This is a genomic window from Anaerobacillus sp. CMMVII, from assembly GCF_025377685.1.
Classification (GTDB): Bacteria; Bacillota; Bacilli; order Bacillales; family Anaerobacillaceae; genus Anaerobacillus.
Map to the genome: position 1 here is coordinate 485,653 of NZ_JACEHK010000002.1, position 19,206 is coordinate 504,858.

The 19,206-nt window shown below is 35.7% G+C and carries 16 protein-coding genes and 2 pseudogenes; all 18 read left to right on the forward strand.

Annotated features, from left to right (window positions below; genetic code table 11):
• The first annotated feature begins 28 nt into the window (after window positions 1-28).
• The 18 genes and pseudogenes from icd (at window position 29) to dnaI (ending at window position 19,199) form a co-directional block, all read left to right on the forward strand.
• Window positions 29-1,300, forward strand: coding sequence for an NADP-dependent isocitrate dehydrogenase (gene icd, locus H1D32_RS06480; RefSeq protein ID WP_261177438.1), 1,272 nt, complete (start codon window positions 29-31; stop codon window positions 1,298-1,300).
• Window positions 1,301-1,557: 257 nt separating this feature from the next.
• Window positions 1,558-2,429: pseudogene (gene mdh, locus H1D32_RS06485) on the forward strand (malate dehydrogenase).
• Between the two features lie 169 nt (window positions 2,430-2,598).
• Window positions 2,599-3,078, forward strand: a complete 480-nt coding sequence (locus H1D32_RS06490) for a MaoC/PaaZ C-terminal domain-containing protein (protein ID WP_396126149.1) — start codon at window positions 2,599-2,601, stop codon at window positions 3,076-3,078.
• Window positions 3,079-3,465: 387 nt separating this feature from the next.
• On the forward strand, window positions 3,466-4,197 hold the full coding sequence (locus H1D32_RS06495; RefSeq protein WP_261177439.1) for a response regulator transcription factor: 732 nt from the start codon (window positions 3,466-3,468) through the stop codon (window positions 4,195-4,197).
• Window positions 4,178-5,632 (forward strand): histidine kinase dimerization/phospho-acceptor domain-containing protein, encoded by a 1,455-nt coding sequence (locus H1D32_RS06500; protein ID WP_314733360.1) that lies wholly within the window; start codon window positions 4,178-4,180, stop codon window positions 5,630-5,632. Before H1D32_RS06495 ends, H1D32_RS06500 begins: the two co-directional genes overlap by 20 nt.
• On the forward strand, window positions 5,629-5,949 hold the full coding sequence (locus H1D32_RS24905) for a sensor histidine kinase (protein ID WP_314733361.1): 321 nt from the start codon (window positions 5,629-5,631) through the stop codon (window positions 5,947-5,949). Before H1D32_RS06500 ends, H1D32_RS24905 begins: the two co-directional genes overlap by 4 nt.
• 406 nt (window positions 5,950-6,355) lie before the next feature.
• Window positions 6,356-7,336 (forward strand): FtsH protease activity modulator HflK, encoded by a 981-nt coding sequence (gene hflK / locus H1D32_RS06505; RefSeq protein WP_261177440.1) that lies wholly within the window; start codon window positions 6,356-6,358, stop codon window positions 7,334-7,336.
• A complete protein-coding gene (gene hflC / locus H1D32_RS06510) occupies window positions 7,336-8,265 on the forward strand; it encodes a protease modulator HflC (protein WP_261177441.1) in 930 nt (309 codons plus the stop codon). Before hflK ends, hflC begins: the two co-directional genes overlap by 1 nt.
• Before the next feature lie 113 nt (window positions 8,266-8,378).
• Window positions 8,379-10,994, forward strand: a complete 2,616-nt coding sequence (gene polA, locus H1D32_RS06515; protein ID WP_261177614.1) for a DNA polymerase I — start codon at window positions 8,379-8,381, stop codon at window positions 10,992-10,994.
• A 114-nt stretch (window positions 10,995-11,108) separates the two neighbouring features.
• A complete protein-coding gene (mutM, locus tag H1D32_RS06520) occupies window positions 11,109-11,939 on the forward strand; it encodes a DNA-formamidopyrimidine glycosylase (protein WP_261177442.1) in 831 nt (276 codons plus the stop codon).
• Between the two features lie 171 nt (window positions 11,940-12,110).
• The gene (gene ytaF / locus H1D32_RS06525) at window positions 12,111-12,746 is read left to right on the forward strand and encodes a sporulation membrane protein YtaF (RefSeq protein WP_261177443.1); all 636 of its coding nucleotides are present in this window, start codon (window positions 12,111-12,113) and stop codon (window positions 12,744-12,746) included.
• Window positions 12,747-12,766: 20 nt separating this feature from the next.
• Window positions 12,767-13,360, forward strand: a complete 594-nt coding sequence (gene coaE / locus H1D32_RS06530; RefSeq protein ID WP_261177444.1) for a dephospho-CoA kinase — start codon at window positions 12,767-12,769, stop codon at window positions 13,358-13,360.
• A 323-nt stretch (window positions 13,361-13,683) separates the two neighbouring features.
• Window positions 13,684-14,717: pseudogene (locus H1D32_RS06535) on the forward strand (glyceraldehyde-3-phosphate dehydrogenase).
• A gap of 128 nt (window positions 14,718-14,845) precedes the next feature.
• Entirely contained in the window at window positions 14,846-15,229 is a 384-nt protein-coding gene (speD, locus tag H1D32_RS06540; protein WP_396126158.1) for an adenosylmethionine decarboxylase, read from the forward strand.
• Between the two features lie 277 nt (window positions 15,230-15,506).
• Complete coding sequence (locus H1D32_RS06545) at window positions 15,507-15,911, forward strand: DUF1499 domain-containing protein (RefSeq protein WP_261177446.1); 405 nt, start codon at window positions 15,507-15,509, stop codon at window positions 15,909-15,911.
• 142 nt (window positions 15,912-16,053) lie between these two features.
• Window positions 16,054-16,572 carry a transcriptional regulator NrdR gene (gene nrdR / locus H1D32_RS06550; protein ID WP_261177447.1) on the forward strand — a complete coding sequence of 173 codons (519 nt, stop codon included), beginning with the start codon at window positions 16,054-16,056 and terminating at the stop codon, window positions 16,570-16,572.
• A 243-nt stretch (window positions 16,573-16,815) separates the two neighbouring features.
• Window positions 16,816-18,261, forward strand: a complete 1,446-nt coding sequence (locus tag H1D32_RS06555; protein WP_261177448.1) for a replication initiation and membrane attachment family protein — start codon at window positions 16,816-16,818, stop codon at window positions 18,259-18,261.
• 2 nt (window positions 18,262-18,263) lie between these two features.
• Entirely contained in the window at window positions 18,264-19,199 is a 936-nt protein-coding gene (gene dnaI, locus H1D32_RS06560) for a primosomal protein DnaI (RefSeq protein WP_261177449.1), read from the forward strand.
• Window positions 19,200-19,206: the final 7 nt, after the last annotated feature.

A 19,206-nucleotide genomic window follows, 5' to 3' on the forward strand; every position in this document is an offset into this window, starting at 1 on the left:
AAAAAAGAACTAGTAGGAGGTAATAGTAATGGCAAATGGCGAAAGAATTACTGTACAAGATGGGGTTTTAAATGTTCCTAATAATCCGGTAATCCCTTTTATTGAGGGGGATGGTATCGGTCCTGATATTTGGGCTGCTGCTTCTCGAGTATTGGATGCTGCTGTTGAGAAAGCATACAATGGTGAAAAGAAAATTGTTTGGAAAGAAATCCTAGCAGGTGAAAAAGCTTTTGAACAAACAGGAAACTGGTTACCAGAAGAAACACTTGATGCTGTTCGTGAATATATCATCGCAATCAAAGGTCCTTTAACAACTCCTATTGGTGGGGGGTTCCGTTCCCTTAACGTTGCTCTTCGTCAAGAATTAGATTTATATACTTGCTTACGTCCTGTTCGTTATTTCAATGGTGTTCCTTCTCCAGTTAAGCGCCCTGAAGACACAGATATGGTAATTTTCCGTGAAAACACTGAAGATATCTATGCTGGAATTGAGTGGCAAAAAGGTTCTCCAGAAGTTCAAAAAGTAATCGAATTTTTGCAGAATGAAATGGGAGTTAAAAACATCCGTTTCCCTGAAACTTCTGGTATTGGGATTAAACCAGTATCTGAAGAAGGAACTCAACGTTTAGTACGTGGAGCAATTGAGTATGCGATTAAACATGGTCGTAAGAGTGTTACTCTAGTTCATAAAGGAAATATCATGAAGTTCACAGAAGGAGCTTTCAAAAACTGGGGTTATGAGTTAGCTGAAAAAGAGTACGGTGATAAAGTCTTCACTTGGGCTCAGTATGATGAAATTGTTGAAAAAGAAGGTCAACAAGCAGCTAACCAAGCACAGGCAGAAGCTGAAGCAGAAGGTAAAATTATCGTTAAAGATACAATTGCTGATATTTTCCTACAACAAATCTTAACTCGCCCGAGAGAGTTTGATGTAGTTGCTACAATGAACCTTAACGGGGATTACATTTCTGATGCTCTTGCTGCACAAGTTGGTGGAATTGGAATTGCTCCTGGTGCAAACATTAATTATGAAACAGGGCATGCGATCTTTGAAGCTACACATGGTACTGCTCCAAAATATGCTGGCTTAGATAAAGTTAATCCTTCATCAGTCCTATTATCTGGAGAATTAATGCTTCGTCACTTAGGATGGAATGAAGCCGCTGATTTAGTAATGGCTGCTATGGATTCGACTATTGCCTCAAAGGTAGTAACATATGATTTCGCTCGTTTAATGGAAGGTGCAACTGAAGTAAAATGCTCTGAATTTGCTGATGCACTAATCAATAACATGAACTAAATAATAGAGAGTTAGGTTGACTCATAAAGGATTTAGTTTTTTCTGAGAAACTAAGGGTTCCTTTATGAGTTACCTTTCTTTTATTTATTAACTACTATCAGAAGATTATAAATTAAATGTCAGACTGATAAAAGTTTAGAAAGCTACTAGTATTTGTTACTTGAAACTAATAAAAGTTGGGAGAGAAAACAAATGGCTATTAAAGAAGAAAAGTTTCTGTTATTGGTGGAGGATTTACGGGAGCAACAACGGCATTAATGGTAGCACAAAAAGAATTAGGAGATGTTGTGTTAGTTGACATTCCGCAAATGGAGAACCCTACAAAAGGGAAAGCATTAGATATGTTAGAAGCTAGTCCTGTTCAAGGTTTCGATTCTAACATTATCGGTACATCGAACTATGAGGATACAGCGGACTCTGATATCGTTGTAATAACTGCAGGGATCGCAAGAAAACCTGGTATGAGCCGTGATGATCTCGTTAATACAAATGCTAAAATTATGAAAGCAGTTACAAAGGAAATAGTTAAGTACTCTCCAAATTGCTATATTGTTGTACTTACAAATCCGGTTGATGCTATGACTTATACTGTTTATAAGGAATCTGGGTTCCCGAAAAACCGAGTAATCGGTCAGTCAGGAGTTTTAGATACCGCTCGTTTCCGTACATTCGTATCTCAAGAGCTGAATGTATCAGTTGAAGATGTTACTGGATTTGTACTTGGTGGACATGGCGATGATATGGTGCCTTTAGTGCGTTATTCATATGCGGGGGGAATTCCGTTAGAAAAGCTTATTCCTGCAGAACGTTTAGAGCAAATTGTTGAACGTACTCGCAAAGGTGGCGGTGAAATCGTTAATCTACTAGGGAATGGTAGTGCGTATTATGCTCCAGCAGCTTCCATTGTTCAAATGGTGGAAGCAATTTTAAAGGACAAAAAACGTATTATCCCAACGATTGCCTATTTAGAAGGTGAGTACGGCTTTACTGACCTTTATTTAGGAGTTCCAACAATTATTGGTGGAGACGGAATCGAAAAAATCATTGAGTTGGAACTAACAGATGAAGAAAAGCAGCTCTACAAAAGTCTGTCGACTCAGTTAAAAATGTAATGACAGTTCTTCAATAGAAACAAATTTAGAAATCCGGTTTTAATTAACCGGATTTCTACTTATACTAATATGAAAGCGCTTTAAAATCGTATGTGGTTTTTAACTAAACAATTAAGATCATAAGATTTTAGAGAGTAAGATCTCATGTTTGTTGTTTAATCATATAGAAGAAAGTAGGGTTGCCATTTGTTTAACAAAAAACGTAGATTAGGTAGAAAAATTCATTCTATGAAGGTTGGGGAAAAACTAGAGCTATCGAAAAAAATTGAGGATAAAGATATCCTATTATATTTAGGTTTAACAGATGATGCTAATCCAATTTTTATCCAACACGATTATGCATCACAAACACCATTTCAAAAACCAATCGTACCACAAATAATGATAACAGGAATAATTTCATCCGCGATTTCAAAATACCTTCCTGGTCCTGGGAGTTCGATAGTAAATCAACATTTAAGCTTCCCTAAACCACTATATCATTATGGAACATTAACATTGCTACTTGAAACAACAGTAGTTAATGAAGATGAACATTATATAGAATTAAGAATTGAAGGCAAAGATGAATTTGGATCGATCGTTGTAGAAGGTACGATGGGAATTTGTCCACCACACGAGCTAAAACCGATTGCATACAATACCGGTACATTTGAGAATTTTTAGTTTCAATTTTTTCTAGAAAGTTTGATTAGTTCTAATATTGGTTCAATCCGTTACGTTAACTCTATTTAAATGGTTGTTTATATATGTTATTTTTAGCAGCTTTGCCATTCACGATGCGGCAAGCTTAAGAGTATAAAAGAGCCTTTGAGACAAATGAAATTGTCTCAAAGGCTCTTTTATTCTTAGTTTCTTTTTCATGAACAATTTGCCTTTATGATAATAATTACTTATAAATCCGTTCCCTAAGTACTCAATGTAAACGAAACTTTACAATATATTTACATTAACAGTTTTGAATAAAATATGAAAAGGTAGTACTATTAAAGCAACTAAACTTTAGCAGATGAAAACAAATGCATTACCAATGTACATTTGGAGGTAAAGACAATGGGTCAAAAACTATTAGTTGTCGACGATGAAGAATCGATTGTTACGCTGTTACAATTTAATTTAGAAAAAGCTGGTTATGAAGTTGAAACAGCAATGGATGGAAAAACAGCTTATGATAAAGCAAAAGAATTAACGTTCGATCTTATCATTTTAGATTTAATGATACCTGAAATGGATGGTTTAGAAGTTTGCAAACAGTTGAGGCAAAACAAAATTAGCACTCCAATTTTAATGCTTACAGCTAAAGACGATGAATTTGATAAAGTGTTAGGACTTGAACTAGGGGCGGACGATTATATGACTAAACCATTTAGTCCAAGAGAGGTTGTAGCAAGAATTCGAGCAATTCTTCGTCGTGTTGGCCCAACCATCGAAGAAAAACCAGTAGAGATAAAGACAGAAACATCTTTAAAAATTGGGGAAGTAGACATTTTACCAGAAAACTATGAAGTACTTTATAAAGGAAATCAACTTGAATTAACCCCAAAAGAATTTGAACTATTGTTGTACTTAGCAACGAATAAAGGTCGAGTCTTAACCAGAGACCAACTTCTAAACGCTGTTTGGAATTATGAATTTGTTGGAGATACACGAATTGTAGACGTACATATAAGTCATCTAAGGGAAAAAATAGAACCAAATACGAAAAAACCGATTTATATAAAGACGATACGTGGGTTAGGTTACAAATTGGAGGAGCCAGTGTTCCATGAGCAAATACCGGATTAGATTAACCCTATCATTATTAATCGCCATTTTTTTCGTGCTTGCTGGCCTAGGATTATTGTTGGGCCAGTTGTTTAAAGAATTTTACTTTGAGCAACTTAGTGAAAGAGTCTCAAAAGAAGCAAAAATTGTTGCTATCAGCATCCATGAAACAGGTATCAACCATCCTGAGCTCTCAGTGATTGTTAAGGAAATGGGTGAACAACTTGCTGCTAGAGTAACGGTCATCTCGGTTTCTGGAGAGGTTGTTGCAGAAACAAATACTGACCCAGAAAGAATGGAAAATCACCTACTAAGACCTGAGATCATTGAAGTAAGAGAAAAAGGTGAAGGTAGAGCAATTCGTTTTAGTGATACCGTTGGTGCAGACCTACTCTTTTATGCAGTTCCCCTGATTGAAAATAATGTATTATCTGGTTATGTACGCCTAGGGCTTCCAATTAACGTGCTAGATGAAGTCTATAAAAGAATATGGGCCTTACTTTTGATTAGTTTTTCAATTGCATTTCTTGTCATTATTATCCTTAGTTCTCGGATAACGAATGAGATGGCAAAGCCAATTGAAGACGCTACTATTGTAGCGAATCAGCTGGCAAAGGGAAATTTTAAAGCGAGAGCTTCTCGTGGGAAAAATGATGAAACTGGGCAACTTAGTAGATCTTTGAATGTACTTGCCCAAAACCTAGATGAGGTAACAAAAACGTATCAGGCTCAACAAGAACGGTTAGAAACGCTTATTGAAAATATGGGCAGTGGTTTAATTTTAATCAATTATAAAGGTGAAATTAGTATCGTTAATAAAACTTGTAGACCGATCTTTCAAGGGGAAATAGACGATTGCTTGCATAAGGTTTACCATGATGTTATTCCACATAAGCAAATCATAAAAATTGTTCAAGAGATTTTCTTAACAGAAAAAGGACAGAGGAAACATATTGTCTTACCTATCCAATTGGAAATGCGTCACTTTGATGTCTATGGTGCACCAATTATTAGTAGTGGCGGTAAAGAGCGATTAAAAGGAATTGTTCTTGTTTTCCATGATATTACAGAATTGAAACGACTCGAGCAAATGCGGAAAGATTTTGTAGCAAATGTTTCACATGAATTAAAGACACCAGTCACTTCGCTGAAAGGATTTACTGAAACGTTGTTAGATGGTGCTGCAAAAGATGAAGAAATCTTGTATCGATTTTTAAAGATTATTTGGGAAGAAAGCGAAAGGCTTCAAAGTTTAATTCAAGATCTATTAGATCTCTCCAAAATTGAACAAAGTCAATTTCAGTTAAATTGGCAACCTGTTGATTTAAGCATTATGGCAGACGATTGTACTTTGATCTTAAGTAACAAGGCCGAAGAAAAGAAATATTCATTAGTAAAAATTGTAAAGGGTCTGGAGTCATTGAAGGAGATCCCTTACGTATTAAGCAAATTATGATAAATTTAATCAATAATGCGATTATGTATACACCTAAAGGTGGAAATATCGATATTTCAATCTCCGAAAATATTGAAAATGTTATGTTTACAGTGAAAGATACGGGGATTGGGATAAACAAAGAAGAAATACCAAGAGTATTCGAGCGATTTTATCGAGTCGATCGAGCTAGGAGTCGCAATTCGGGTGGGACTGGATTAGGACTTGCCATTGTAAAACATTTAGTTGAAGCCCATCACGGTGAAATTAGCGTTGAAAGTGAAGTTGGCAGAGGAACTAACTTTACGATTCGATTTAAAAAGCGGGTTAACATGTAGGGTTCGGTTTTAGGTACAATAATTTAATGGGCATCAGAAAAAGTAGAGGGAACTAGTAATTCCTTCTGCTTTTTTAATATCGTTTTCAACCTATAGACCCTAGAAAAGTATTCCGAACCTAAGCAAGCATTTTAGCTTCCCATTTTTTTATAAGGTTTTTAGCAAAGGTTATTGATATTCGTGAGGAGCCAAGCGAATGTTTGGCTCCTCACGCTTTTGTTTGAAGATTTTTAGATGGGGTATTATCCAATTTTTAGAAAGTTTAATAAAATGATGTTGTTTCCCTAGGTGCCAGTAGGCTTTTCAAATTTTCACCGTAAATATTAAAAGTTATGAAACTTTTATTTTACTCTATACGTAAGTATAATTGGTAGTGGAACAAAAAAAATAGAAAGTGGTGAACAACATGGTAACAGTGAAGCAAATGATTGTCGGCTTCCTCTCACTCATCGGAATTGCAATTTTAGCGCTGTTTTTAACGACTGGCTGGTATATAGTTGATGAGTCTGAACAGGCTGCTTTAATTACTTTTGGTAAAGTAGATGAGCACATTACAGAGCCAGGTTTAAAGTTTAAAATGCCTTGGCCAATTCAAAAGGTCGAAATCTTATCAAGAGGTACGTTTACAACAACAGTAGGTTATGATGAGACCAATGGTCAAGTAGTCGAATACCGTGACGAAGCAAAAATGATCACAGGTGATGAAAATATCTTACTTGCTGATTTAGTTGTTCAATGGAGAATTACAAACCCAGAGAAGTTCTTATTTAATTCTAATGATCCTGAACAAATTTTATTCAGTGCAACATCAGCTTCTCTTCGTGGTGTAATTGGAAGTTCAAGGATAGACGATGCCCTAACGGATCAGCGTCCTGCCATTGAGGCTCAAGTTTGGGATTACCTTGTTGCATTAATTGAAACCTATGACATTGGGATTTCGGTTATGGACGTAAAGCTCCAAGATGTTGAATTACCAAATGAAGATGTTAGACGTGCTTTCACAGAAGTTACTGATGCTAGAGAAGAAAGACTAACAAAAATTAATGAAGCTACGAAATATCGTAATCAAAAAATGAATGAAGCAAAAGGTGAGCAAGATGCGATTATGTCAAGAGCTGAGGGGACGCGTACTGAGCGTTTAGAAAGAGCTCGTGGGGATGTCGCAAGATTCGATGCTTTATATGCTGAGTATTTAATAAATCCAGAAGTTACAAGGTCACGCTTAGTACTCGAAACACTGGAAAAAGTGTTACCGAATACGGAAATATATATTATGGATAGCAGTAGTGATACGGTTAAGTATTTGCCGATTCGTTCTCTTGAAAGATCTGCGGAAGCAAGTCCACCTGCAACTACGACAAAGCCTAGTGAAGGGAGTGGAAACTAATGAGTGATAAAATTATCGATTTTAGTGAACGTAAGCCAACAGATGAGTGGAAGAAGTATACGAAACTAGGAATAATTTTTGTCGTTTTACTAAGTTTGCTAATGATTCTACTCTCAAACTTGTTTATAGTGCAACAAGGTGAATTTAAAGTTGTTAGACAGTTTGGTGAAGTTGTCCGTGTGGAACAAGAACCTGGATTGAAGTTTAAGATACCATTTATTCAATCAGTTTCAACTTTAACAAAAAAACAAATGATATTAGATGTTGAACCAACAGAAATTAATACACGTGATAAAAAGAGAATTCTTATCGACAACTATGCAGTATGGCGCATTGATGACCCACAACAAATGATTTCTAGCGCACAAACAATTGACCGTGCAGAAACAATCATGATGAACTTTATTTATTCTGTTATCCGCGCTGAGTTAGGCCAATTAGATTTTGATCAAATCATTAATGAAGAAGACTCTTCTCGAGGAAGTTTTAATGATAGGATCTTAAACCGAGTAAACGAATTACTTGAAAGAGATAATTATGGAATTTCCGTAACAGACGTTCGAATGAAGCGTACGGATTTACCAGAAGAAAATGAGCAGGCAGTTTACCGTCGGATGATTTCCGAACGTAATTCAATTGCGCAAGATTATCTATCGCAAGGGGATGCTGAGGCAAATCGTATCCGGGCAAATACGGACCGCGAAGTAAAAGAAATTGTTGCTAAAGCGAATGCAGATGCAAATGAAATTATCGGTCAAGGGGAAGCTGGAGCTGCACAAATTTATAACCAATCATTTGGTCGAGATGTGGAATTTTACAATCTTTATCGAACACTTTTAAGTTATGAAAAAACAATTGATGACCAAACTGTAATAGTTCTTCCTGCTGATTCACCTTATGCACGTATATTAATGGGCTATACAGATTAAAACTGATGGATGACTCATTTTAGGGTCATCCTTTTTATATTCATCGGTAAACATGATAAAATAACTATAAATAAGAATTAGTCGAGGTGTGTTACTTGAAAAATAAATTGGTAATGATTGATGGTAATAGTATTGCTTATCGAGCGTTTTTTGCACTTCCCCTTTTAAACAATGATAAAGGGGTATATACAAATGCAGTTTATGGTTTTACAACAATGCTATTAAAAGTAATTGAGGAAGAAAAGCCCACCCATATGTTAGTTGCTTTTGATGCTGGAAAAACGACATTCCGACATAAAACATTTCAGGAATATAAGGGTGGTAGGCAAAAAACACCGCCAGAACTATCAGAGCAATTTCAACTTATTCGTGAACTTCTAGATGCTTTCCGAATAAAACGCTATGAAATTGAAAACTATGAGGCAGACGATATCATCGGGACGCTTGCCAAACAAGTAAGTTCGCATGAGGATTGGGAAGTAAAAATCTATTCAGGCGATAAAGATTTACTTCAGCTTGTCTCGCCTAAAGTAACCGTTGCTTTAACCCGTAAAGGAATTTCAAATGTTGATACATATGACGAACAATTTGTTAATGAAAAGTATGGGCTTACTCCTTCACAAATTATTGATATGAAAGGCCTCATGGGAGACCCATCTGATAACATTCCAGGTGTACCAGGAGTAGGTGAAAAAACAGCCATTAAGCTACTTAAAGAATTTGGCTCAGTTGAAAAAGTCCTTGAATCCATTGATGCAGTTTCAGGAAAAAAATTAAAAGAAAATTTAACTGAGAATAAAGAAAAGGCCTTAATGAGTAAGGAACTTGCAACCATTTTTTGCGATGTTCCGGTTAGTATTCCAAAAGAAGAACTTCTCTTTGAAGGATACGACGAAAAGAAAATCGTGCCATTGTTTAAAGAACTCGATTTTCAATCTTTGTTAGATCGTTTTGGTACAGTGGAAGAGGAATTGGAAGAGGTAACAGAAAAACTTGATTTTACGATTGCTGATAAAATCTCTAGTGACATGCTTACAGATCATTCTGCTCTCGTAGTGGAAGTATTGGATGACAATTATCACGAAGCAGATATCCTTGGTTTAGCTATTGTAAATGAAACTGGGCGTTATTTCATTTCAACTGAACTAGCTTTAGCAAGTGATGCTTTTAAAGCATGGGCAAAAAATAAAGAGGCTAAAAAAGCCATTTTTGATGCGAAACGAGCTGTTGTTGCTCTTGGATGGAAGGGAATAGAACTAGAAGGGATTAATTTTGATCTTTTAATTGCCTCTTATATCCTAGATCCATCTGCTGCTTCCCATGAGGTAGCAGACATTGCAAATCGGAAAGGGAAGCGAGTAGTTTCTTCTGATGAAGCTATATATGGTAAGGGGGCGAAACGGAAAATTCCTGCCATAGAGGTTTTAGCAGAGCATCTCGTAAAAAAAGCAAATACCGTTTACACGTTAAGACAAGAAGTTCGCGAGGAACTTACAGCAAACCATTTAAAAGAACTCTTTTATGACTTAGAAATGCCTTTATCAATTATCCTAGGAAAAATGGAGATGACTGGGGTAAAAGTGGATGTAGAACAATTAAAGCTAATGGGAGAGGATTTAGGCAATCAGTTAAAAAACCTTGAAAAAGAAATTCATCAGCTTGCAGGAGTTGAATTTAATATCAATTCACCTAAGCAACTTGGGGAAGTTTTGTTTGAGAAACTTAACCTCCCAGTAATTAAGAAAACCAAAACTGGAGCATCAACATCTGCAGAGGTGTTGGAAAAACTAGCAGACAAGCATGAGATCATTCCAAGTATCTTACACTATCGTCAATTAGGAAAATTAAATTCTACTTATATTGAGGGCTTATTAAAGGTTGTTCATTCGGATACCAATAAAATTCATACAATGTTTAACCAAGCATTGACGCAAACTGGAAGGTTAAGCTCGACGGAGCCAAACCTACAAAATATACCGATCAGATTAGAAGAAGGCCGGAAAATTCGAAAGGCTTTTGTGCCATCTAACCCAGATTGGATTATGTTTGCTGCCGATTATTCTCAAATTGAATTAAGAGTATTGGCTCATATTGCAAATGATAAGAACTTAATCGAGGCTTTTAATAAAGGTATGGACATTCATACCAGAACAGCTATGGATGTTTTCCATGTAGAAGCTCAGGCTGTTACAGATTTAATGCGACGTCATGCCAAAGCAGTTAACTTCGGAATTGTTTATGGAATTAGCGATTACGGTTTATCGCAAAGTTTAGGTATAACCCGTAAAGAAGCAGGTACGTTTATCGAAAAATACCTAGAAAGTTTCCCAGGTGTTCGAGATTATATGGAAGATATAGTTCAGGAAGCTAGGGAAAATGGTTATGTAACAACGCTTTTAAATCGTCGTCGATTCCTTCCTGAAATTACGAGCCGTAATTTTAATTTACGAAGTTTTGCGGAACGAACAGCTATGAATACGCCAATTCAAGGAACCGCAGCTGATATTATCAAAAAAGCAATGGTAAATATCAGTGAAAGAATTGCTCAAGATGGTTTAGAGGCTAAGCTACTGTTACAAGTACACGATGAACTCATCTTTGAAGCACCAAAACACGAATTAGAAAAGTTAAAAGTAATTGTTCCAGAAGTAATGGAATCTGCTGTGGAACTCAAGGTACCGATAAAAGTTGAGTATGCATACGGCAGCTCATGGTATGACGCGAAGTAATTTAAAGTGTAGAGTTGAGAGTTTAGAGTTAACTTTTGGAAAGCTTCGAAGCTTCTCCTTAACAACTCTACATTCTACACTATAGACTCTACACTAAAAAGAAAGGGTGTAGTTATGCCAGAACTACCTGAAGTTGAGACGGTAAAGCGTACGTTACAACAGCTTGTTATTGGAAAAGAAATTAAGGAAGTAATTGTTCATTGGGGGAAAATCATTAAGAAGCCTGATGATGTAGCTGAATTTTGTCACTTGTTAATTGGTCAAACAATACACAATATTGAAAGACGGGCAAAATTTTTGAAGTTCATATTAGATGATTATGTGATTGTATCTCATCTCCGTATGGAAGGGAGGTACGGTTTACATCAAAACGATGAACCAATAGATAAACATACACATGTGATTTTTTCGTTTACCGATGGAACTGAGCTGAGATATCGGGATGTAAGAAAGTTTGGTACCATGCATCTGTTTCTAAAGGGGGAAGAGGACGCTAGTCTACCTTTGGCTCAGCTAGGAATTGAGCCTTTTGATGAGGCGTTTCAACCCAAAACCCTTAAGGAATTATTGAAAGGGACTAACCGAAAGGTAAAAGTTTCCTTACTAGATCAGTCAAAATTAGTTGGTTTAGGTAATATTTATGTTGATGAGGCACTTTTTCGCTCAGGAATTTACCCTGAGCGAATTGGTAAAGAGTTAACCACTAAAGAATTAAAAAAGCTTCATACTGAAATAAAAGCCACACTAAAAGAAGCGATCGATTTAGGGGGCAGTTCAGTCAAGTCTTACGTTGACGGACAAGGAGAAATGGGGATGTTTCAACAACAGCTGTTCGTTTACGGAAGAAAAGGAGAACCGTGTAAAGTGTGTTCAACTCCGATTGAAAAGACCGTTGTCGGAGGTAGAGGTACCCATTATTGTCCGAAATGCCAGTTAAGAGTGTAGAGTTCAGAGTGTAGAGTTTAGAGTTTAGAGTTGGGTCAGTTACGCTTCGAAGCAAAAGCTTTCGAAAACTCTACACTCTACACTTTAAACTTTCACACTAAAAAAAGTAAGTACATTGGATGGGCTCCTGCCATATACTATCCTATCAGTGGTTGGAAGGAGCTTTTGTATATGGTAGAAATTCTTTCCTTACTCTTATTAGCGTTGGCAGTAAGTCTAGATAGCTTTGGAGTTGGATTAACATATGGTTTAAGGAAAATGAAACTTCCTGTTAAATCATTACTATTTATTGCTTCATGCTCAGCGATTTCGATTCTCATAGCGATGTCTATCGGAAATCTAATCATGAAGTATTTATCTCCAAGTGTAGCTGAAACAATTGGTGGTAGTATTTTAATCATGATCGGTGCGTGGGCACTATACCAAATTTATCGACCAGCAAAAAAAGATGAAAAAAACAAGGAAGACGCAGTGATTTTAAACTTTGAAATTAAAGTTCTAGGTGTAGTAATTAAAATTTTACGAAAACCGATGGTTGCCGACTTTGATAATTCAGGGACAATTACAGGCAGGGAAGCTTTTTTCTTAGGAATTGCACTTTCATTAGATGCATTTGGAGCAGGGATTGGTGCAGCTTTAATAGGTTTTTCACCTTTATTTATGGCAGTAAGTGTTGCCTTGATGAGTGCTTTTTGTGTTACCTTAGGAATGAAAAGTGGTTACTTATTCTCTGATTCAAAATTTATGCATAAATTTTCATTTATACCAGGATTACTATTGATTGTGCTAGGGATTTTTCGCTTGTAGTGTTAGTAAGGAGATTAGTTATGATTATTGGATTAACTGGTGGAATAGCTAGTGGAAAAAGTACAGTATCGAATATGATGAAAAATGAAGGTATCCCTGTTGTTGATGCTGATATCATCGCAAGGGAAGTTGTAGAACAAGGAGAAGCAACGTACCAAAAGATTGTTGACGCTTTTGGAAAAGAAATTATAACTAATGATGGGTGCTTAGATCGAAAGAAACTAGGGGCACTTGTTTTTCAGGACGAAAAAAAGAGAATGCTTCTAAATTCGATTGTTCATCCGGCTATTCGAATTAGAATGCACGAAAAAGTTGAAAGTTTTAAAAATGAAGGTTTTGCTACAATTGTTTTAGATATTCCGTTGTTATTTGAAAGCAAGTTAACAAACATGGTCGAAAAGATTATCGTTGTCTTTGTTGATTACGAACTTCAATTAGAGCGCTTAAAACAGAGGGATCAATTTACGGATCAAGAAGCATTAGTCCGCATAAATGCACAAATGCCACTAAAAGACAAAATAGCCCTTGCTGATGAAGTGATCCATAATCATGGATCGATTGATGAGACCAAACAACAATTATTATCAATCCTAAAAAAATGGAATTGCTTATAAAAATTGTTTTCTAAAGATGGTTGCTAGTAGCTTCTAGCAAATGGTGCTCCTTAAAAAGTAAGTACGATTGGCTTGTATGCCTCAGAGGCTATTCTCTAATAAAGCAATATAAGTTATAAAAGTTAGCTTTTGCGATTTGCAAAACGCTAACTTTTTTGTGCATAAAATTGGTAATCAAGAGTCTAATTTAGTTAATTTGTCTATTTTTCAACTATTTATTACGTAAATAGGAAAATAAATCTTCAATAATTCATATTATATGTTATACTAATTTTATAATTTAAATATTTAGTATGACATATTGGTGTGGAGGGATATCATATATGAAAGTGAAAGTAGCGATTAATGGATTTGGAAGAATAGGAAGAATGGTGTTTAGAAAAGCAATTCTTGAAAATAAACTTGATCTTGTTGCAATAAATGCAAGTTACCCAGCTGAAACACTTGCTCACTTGATAAAATATGATAGTATCCATGGTGAGTTTATGGGGGAAGTTAAAGCGGAGCCGAATGGAACGCTTACAGTAAACGGCAAAACCATCCATTTAATTAGTGAGAGAGACCCAAAAAAGCTTCCTTGGAAAGAACTAAATATAGATATCGTAATTGAAGCTACTGGTAAATTTAAATCTAAGGAAACCGCTTCTTATCATATAGAAGCTGGTGCGAAAAAAGTTGTGATTACCGCACCGGGAAAAAATGAAGATGTAACAATTGTAATGGGTGTTAACGAAGAGAAATATGATCATGAGAAACATCATGTAATTTCAAACGCATCTTGTACGACAAACTGCTTAGCACCCGTTGCTAAAGTGATCGATGAAAAATTTGGGATTGAAAGTGGATTAATGACAACTGTTCATTCTTATACAAATGACCAAAAAAATATTGATAATCCACACAAAGATTTGCGTAGAGCAAGAGCATGTGGTCAATCAATCATTCCTACAACGACTGGAGCAGCAAAAGCTTTATCATTAGTGCTACCTCAACTTGAAGGGAAACTGAATGGACTTTCATTACGAGTGCCAACTCCAAACGTGTCATTAGTTGATTTAGTAGCAACCGTGAAAAGGAAATTACAATTGAGGAGATTAACCAAGCGTTTGAAGAAGCTGCTAATGGTTCTTTAAAAGGTATTTTAGGTTTTACGATGGAACCACTTGTATCAATTGATTTTAACGGTAATGAAAATTCTTCAATCATTGATGGGTTATCAACAATGGTTATTGGAAAAAAACAAATCAAAGTATTAGCATGGTATGATAATGAATGGGGTTATTCATGTAGAGTAGTAGACTTGGTAAATTATGTAGCAAGCCAAATAAAAAAGTATAACGAAATTGGTGTTTCTTAACACTTACTTTGAATAATTTATTTAAAGATCTAAGGGAATAGTAACAGTTGAATCACTTGTACTTGTATTGAATTTGCAGGCTAATTACGCAAATTCAATACAAGTATGCTTACGGAGGGGGGATTCAACTGGATACAATGGGTCGTCATGTAATTGCGGAACTATGGGGTTGCAACGTAGATAAATTGAATAATATCAATTTTATTGAACAGTTGTTTGTTGATGCTGCATTAGAGGCGGGTGCGGAAGTTAGAGAGGTTGTGTTTCATAAGTTTGCACCTCTCGGAGTAAGTGGAGTAGTGATTATTTCAGAGTCTCACTTAACCATTCACTCTTTTCCTGAACAGGGCTATGCAAGTATAGATGTATATACTTGTGGTAATCGTATAGACCCAAATGTTGCTTCAAATTACATCTCAAAAGGTCTCGGAGCTAAAACTGTAGAACACATACAAGTTTATAGAGGGATGGGACCGATACATGTTGGGAAACCTAAAGTAACTGCTTTATAAATCAAACAAATAAGGAGGTTTAATCACCTCTTTTTGGCTGTTGAGAATTTTCAACAGCCATTTTTTTTTTTTGCATTTTATTTGTAGCCAAGCGAGGTTTACGAGCAAAATGAGAAACGAGAGACCTCTATTTACTTTTTCTAATCATTTAAAAGTCAAATTTTCCTTCATTCTGAAAGTAATGAAACCATCTCTTTTTTCATTTCTAGTAATTTTTATATTATTTGTCTATAATTTAATTATCCATACACAATCAAATCCTAAAGAGGTGGCACAAATGAGTTTAAAGGACAAGTTTAACAAATTTATATCTACACATACAGAGACAAGAGAATTACATTCGGATGAGACGCTAAAGACTAGATACTATAAAGCGATGAAAGATAAGGCATTTAATGAAGTTCTGACATTATTCCAGCAAACTCCTCATTTTGAAGTCCGAGACCATTCAGTTGAACGAGGCGAAATTATTGTGAACGGTGGCACTAAGAAAAAGTTTTTCTTAGTAGCAACAGTCATTATGGTATCCCCTAACCGCACTGCGGTAGATTTCGCTGTAAGTACAGAAACGGCATTACCTATGGACTTTGGCTATAGTGCGAAAGTAATAAAAGATACTTATGAAAAACTCGATAAACGATTAGAATATGTTGGCTCAGGCTTAGGAGCAAAGCTGCTTTAGTTTAGATTTATAGTCAAAATGAATATGAGTTTTTCGAGAGGCAAAGAAATTTTCTAGAACTCTAAACAATAACTTGTACTTACATCTATTTTTTTATATCATTAATAGTGAAAACTAAGGCAAACTTATGGAGATGATAGGTATGCGCTGTCCAACATGTAATTATAACGGTACTCGAGTACTTGACTCACGGCCAAGCCACGAAGGGCGCTCAATTAGAAGAAGACGTGAATGTGAAGAATGTAATTTTCGCTTTACAACCTTCGAGACTGTTGAAGTAACCCCGTTAATTGTTGTAAAAAAAGATGGGAATCGTGAAGAATTTAGTAAAGATAAAATTCTGCGAGGTCTAATCCGTGCGTGTGAAAAACGGCCAGTTCCGTTACAAAAGTTAGAAGAAATAGTTGATAAAGTTGAAAAAGACTTGAGAAACGCTGGAGCACCCGAAGTTAAGAGTGAAGATGTTGGTGAAAGTGTGATGGAATACTTAGCTGATGTTGATGATGTTGCTTATGTGCGTTTTGCATCAGTTTATCGCCAATTTAAGGATATAAACGTATTTATTGACGAACTAAAAGAGCTATTACAAAAAACTGAAACAAATAAAAGGGCTAAGATTGATATCTTTGGCTCTTTTTTATTCATAAAGCGTAAAAAGTAGTTTTAGTAGTTAATGTCTAGCTCCAGCGCTCAGCCCCTCGAAGAACATTTGCTTGTTGCTGCTCCTGCGGTTACTCGTCGCAAAGCAGAGAAGTAACCCGAGGAAGTTCCTTGGCTACCCAGGGCGCTTGCGCTTTTCTTAAAAAATGTACATTTTTTCCCTAATTGGGTTGAAACATTTATAATATTTGTCCAAAAAAATGTTAAAATAGATTAGTAAATTTATAGAATGGGTGATGGAAGAATGGCGTTACATTGGATGCATTTGTTACCTGTCGATCGTTATGTCGTTCGAACTACTTCATTCATTAACGAAGCAGATCGGAAAATAATTACACTTTTATATCAACCTCTAATAGGGGCAATTGCTCATAGTCTTTACTTTGCGCTACAGAGCGAACTAGAAAGAGATCAATATACGAGTATTGAAACAACCCACAAAACACTAATGACAATGATGGGTCTACCTCTAGATAAGATTTATGAGGAACGGAAAAAGTTAGAAGGTATTGGCCTCTTAAATGTTTATAAGCAGAAGCAAGATGAGGATATTATCTATTTATACGAATTACAGAAGCCTTTTAGTCCTCATGAGTTCTTTAAGGATGATGTTCTCAGTGTCTATTTGTATAATCGCGTTGGCAAATACCGCTATCTTCAATTAAGAGACCGGTTTACGATAAATAAAATAAATAAAGATAACTTTAAAGAGATTACGTTATCTTTCAGTGATGTGTTTACTTCATTACACCACTCAGAAATCTCGGCACAACAAGGGGAATTATCGACTTCTTTAGTCATTGATTCTCAATCGGATATTGTTAACAATGATAGTTCAGAAAGCTCTTACACTATATTAGAAGAAGCTTTTGACTTTTCATTACTTATTACGTATCTATCGAATATGATCAATCCAAAAACATTATTCACTGAAAAAGTTAAAGAGACAATTGTCCGCTTAGCTTTTGTTTACCGGATTGACCCTTATGAAATGAGTAAAATAATTCAAGATTCGTTACTTCATGATGATACGGTTGACCTAGATGTTATGAGAGAAAAAGTGAAAAACTGGTACAAATTCACATATGAAAGTGAACCTCCAGGATTGGGCTTTAGAACACATCCTGAAAAGTATAGAACGATGTCAGGGAAAGAACCAAAAACTGAAGAAGAAGAAATGATTTTGCTTTATGAAACAGAATCTCCACTGACACTTTTAGAAAGTAAATCGGCTGCTGGGGCCAAAGTTCCTTTAGGGGATGCTAAAATTGTTGAAACCCTATTATTGGATTATAAGCTTTTACCTGGTGTTGCAAATGTACTTATTGACTTTATTTTAGAAATTAATGATATGAAATTGACAAAGTCTTATGTAGAAAAGATAGCTGGTCAGTGGGCCCGAAAAAACGTTAAAACCGTTAAAGAAGCGATGGCCTTAGCTAAGGGAGAATACAAGAAGCGTGAGCAGTGGGATCAAGGTACTGCTGAGGCGGCTGCAACCACTGAAAGGCCAGTCAAACAGCGGCAAAACAATACCAATCGTTATGTGAGAAAAGATCGCCTTCCAAAATGGCTGATAGAAGCTAAAAAAGAAGTTACCTCTAAGCAAGAAGATGATGATATTACAAAAGTTAAACAAGAGCTTGAAGAAAAATTTAAATTATTAAAATTACAACGCCAGGAGGGATAGTTTTGGAACTGATTAAACAAACGTTAGAAAAAATGAAAAGTTCAAAAAGTATGTTAGATAATTTCCAACGTTTAAAAGAAGATATTCTTTCTGACAAATGGATAGTAGAATTTCTTCGTGAAAATCCAACTCTTCCTGAATCTGAAATTAATCGCAATATTTCTCGGTTCTTTGAGTATAGAAATGAGCGGAATAATTGTACAAAATGTTTGAGTCTCGATACGTGTGTAAACATGATGAAAGGCTATCAGCCAGAGCTTTTTCTAGAAAGACAGCAAGTACAACTACGTTATAATGTCTGTCATCGAAAATGGAAAGATGATCAAAAAAAACAGCAGCAATCTCTGATTAAAAGTTTGTACATTCCTAAAGAAATTTTGAAGGCAACTTTCGACCAGCTAGATCAAGATAACCGTTCTAGAATTGTAGCGATTGCAAAAGCTGTTGAGTTTGCAACAACAACGAATCCTGGGGAAACGGGAAAAGGCCTTTATCTGCACGGTCAATTTGGTGTGGGAAAAACATATATTATGGGTGCCATTGCAAATGAACTTGCAGAGAGAAATATTTCATCGATGCTGGTTTACACACCTGACTTTTTCCGGGAGTTAAAAAGTGGTATTAGTGATGGATCATATAATGAAAAACTTGATCTTGTTAAAAAAGTTCCTGTTCTTATTTTAGATGATTTAGGTGCTGAAACAATGTCAAGTTGGGTGAGAGATGATATATTAGGTGTAATTTTACAACATAGAATGCTTGAAAAGCTACCGACATTATATACTTCAAACTATGATTTTGATGAACTAGAAGAACACCTGGCTTACTCCCAAAAAGGTGGTATTGAGCAACTTAAATCCAAACGAATTATGGAGCGTATCCGTCATTTTGCTGATCCTGTTTATATTGAGGGAGTAAATCGAAGAGGAAAAATGTAAAAATTAG

What these genes read in the sequence shown, in the direction of transcription:
- icd (WP_261177438.1), top strand. Translation starts at nt 29, where the DNA reads ATGGCAAATGGCGAAAGAATTACTGTACAAGATGGGGTTTTAAATGTT.
- H1D32_RS06495 (WP_261177439.1), top strand. Translation starts at nt 3,466, where the DNA reads ATGGGTCAAAAACTATTAGTTGTCGACGATGAAGAATCGATTGTTACG.
- H1D32_RS06500 (WP_314733360.1), top strand. Translation starts at nt 4,178, where the DNA reads ATGAGCAAATACCGGATTAGATTAACCCTATCATTATTAATCGCCATT.
- H1D32_RS24905 (WP_314733361.1), top strand. Translation starts at nt 5,629, where the DNA reads ATGATAAATTTAATCAATAATGCGATTATGTATACACCTAAAGGTGGA.
- hflK (WP_261177440.1), top strand. Translation starts at nt 6,356, where the DNA reads ATGGTAACAGTGAAGCAAATGATTGTCGGCTTCCTCTCACTCATCGGA.
- hflC (WP_261177441.1), top strand. Translation starts at nt 7,336, where the DNA reads ATGAGTGATAAAATTATCGATTTTAGTGAACGTAAGCCAACAGATGAG.
- polA (WP_261177614.1), top strand. Translation starts at nt 8,379, where the DNA reads ATGATTGATGGTAATAGTATTGCTTATCGAGCGTTTTTTGCACTTCCC.
- mutM (WP_261177442.1), top strand. Translation starts at nt 11,109, where the DNA reads ATGCCAGAACTACCTGAAGTTGAGACGGTAAAGCGTACGTTACAACAG.
- ytaF (WP_261177443.1), top strand. Translation starts at nt 12,111, where the DNA reads ATGGTAGAAATTCTTTCCTTACTCTTATTAGCGTTGGCAGTAAGTCTA.
- coaE (WP_261177444.1), top strand. Translation starts at nt 12,767, where the DNA reads ATGATTATTGGATTAACTGGTGGAATAGCTAGTGGAAAAAGTACAGTA.
- H1D32_RS06545 (WP_261177446.1), top strand. Translation starts at nt 15,507, where the DNA reads ATGAGTTTAAAGGACAAGTTTAACAAATTTATATCTACACATACAGAG.
- nrdR (WP_261177447.1), top strand. Translation starts at nt 16,054, where the DNA reads ATGCGCTGTCCAACATGTAATTATAACGGTACTCGAGTACTTGACTCA.
- H1D32_RS06555 (WP_261177448.1), top strand. Translation starts at nt 16,816, where the DNA reads ATGGCGTTACATTGGATGCATTTGTTACCTGTCGATCGTTATGTCGTT.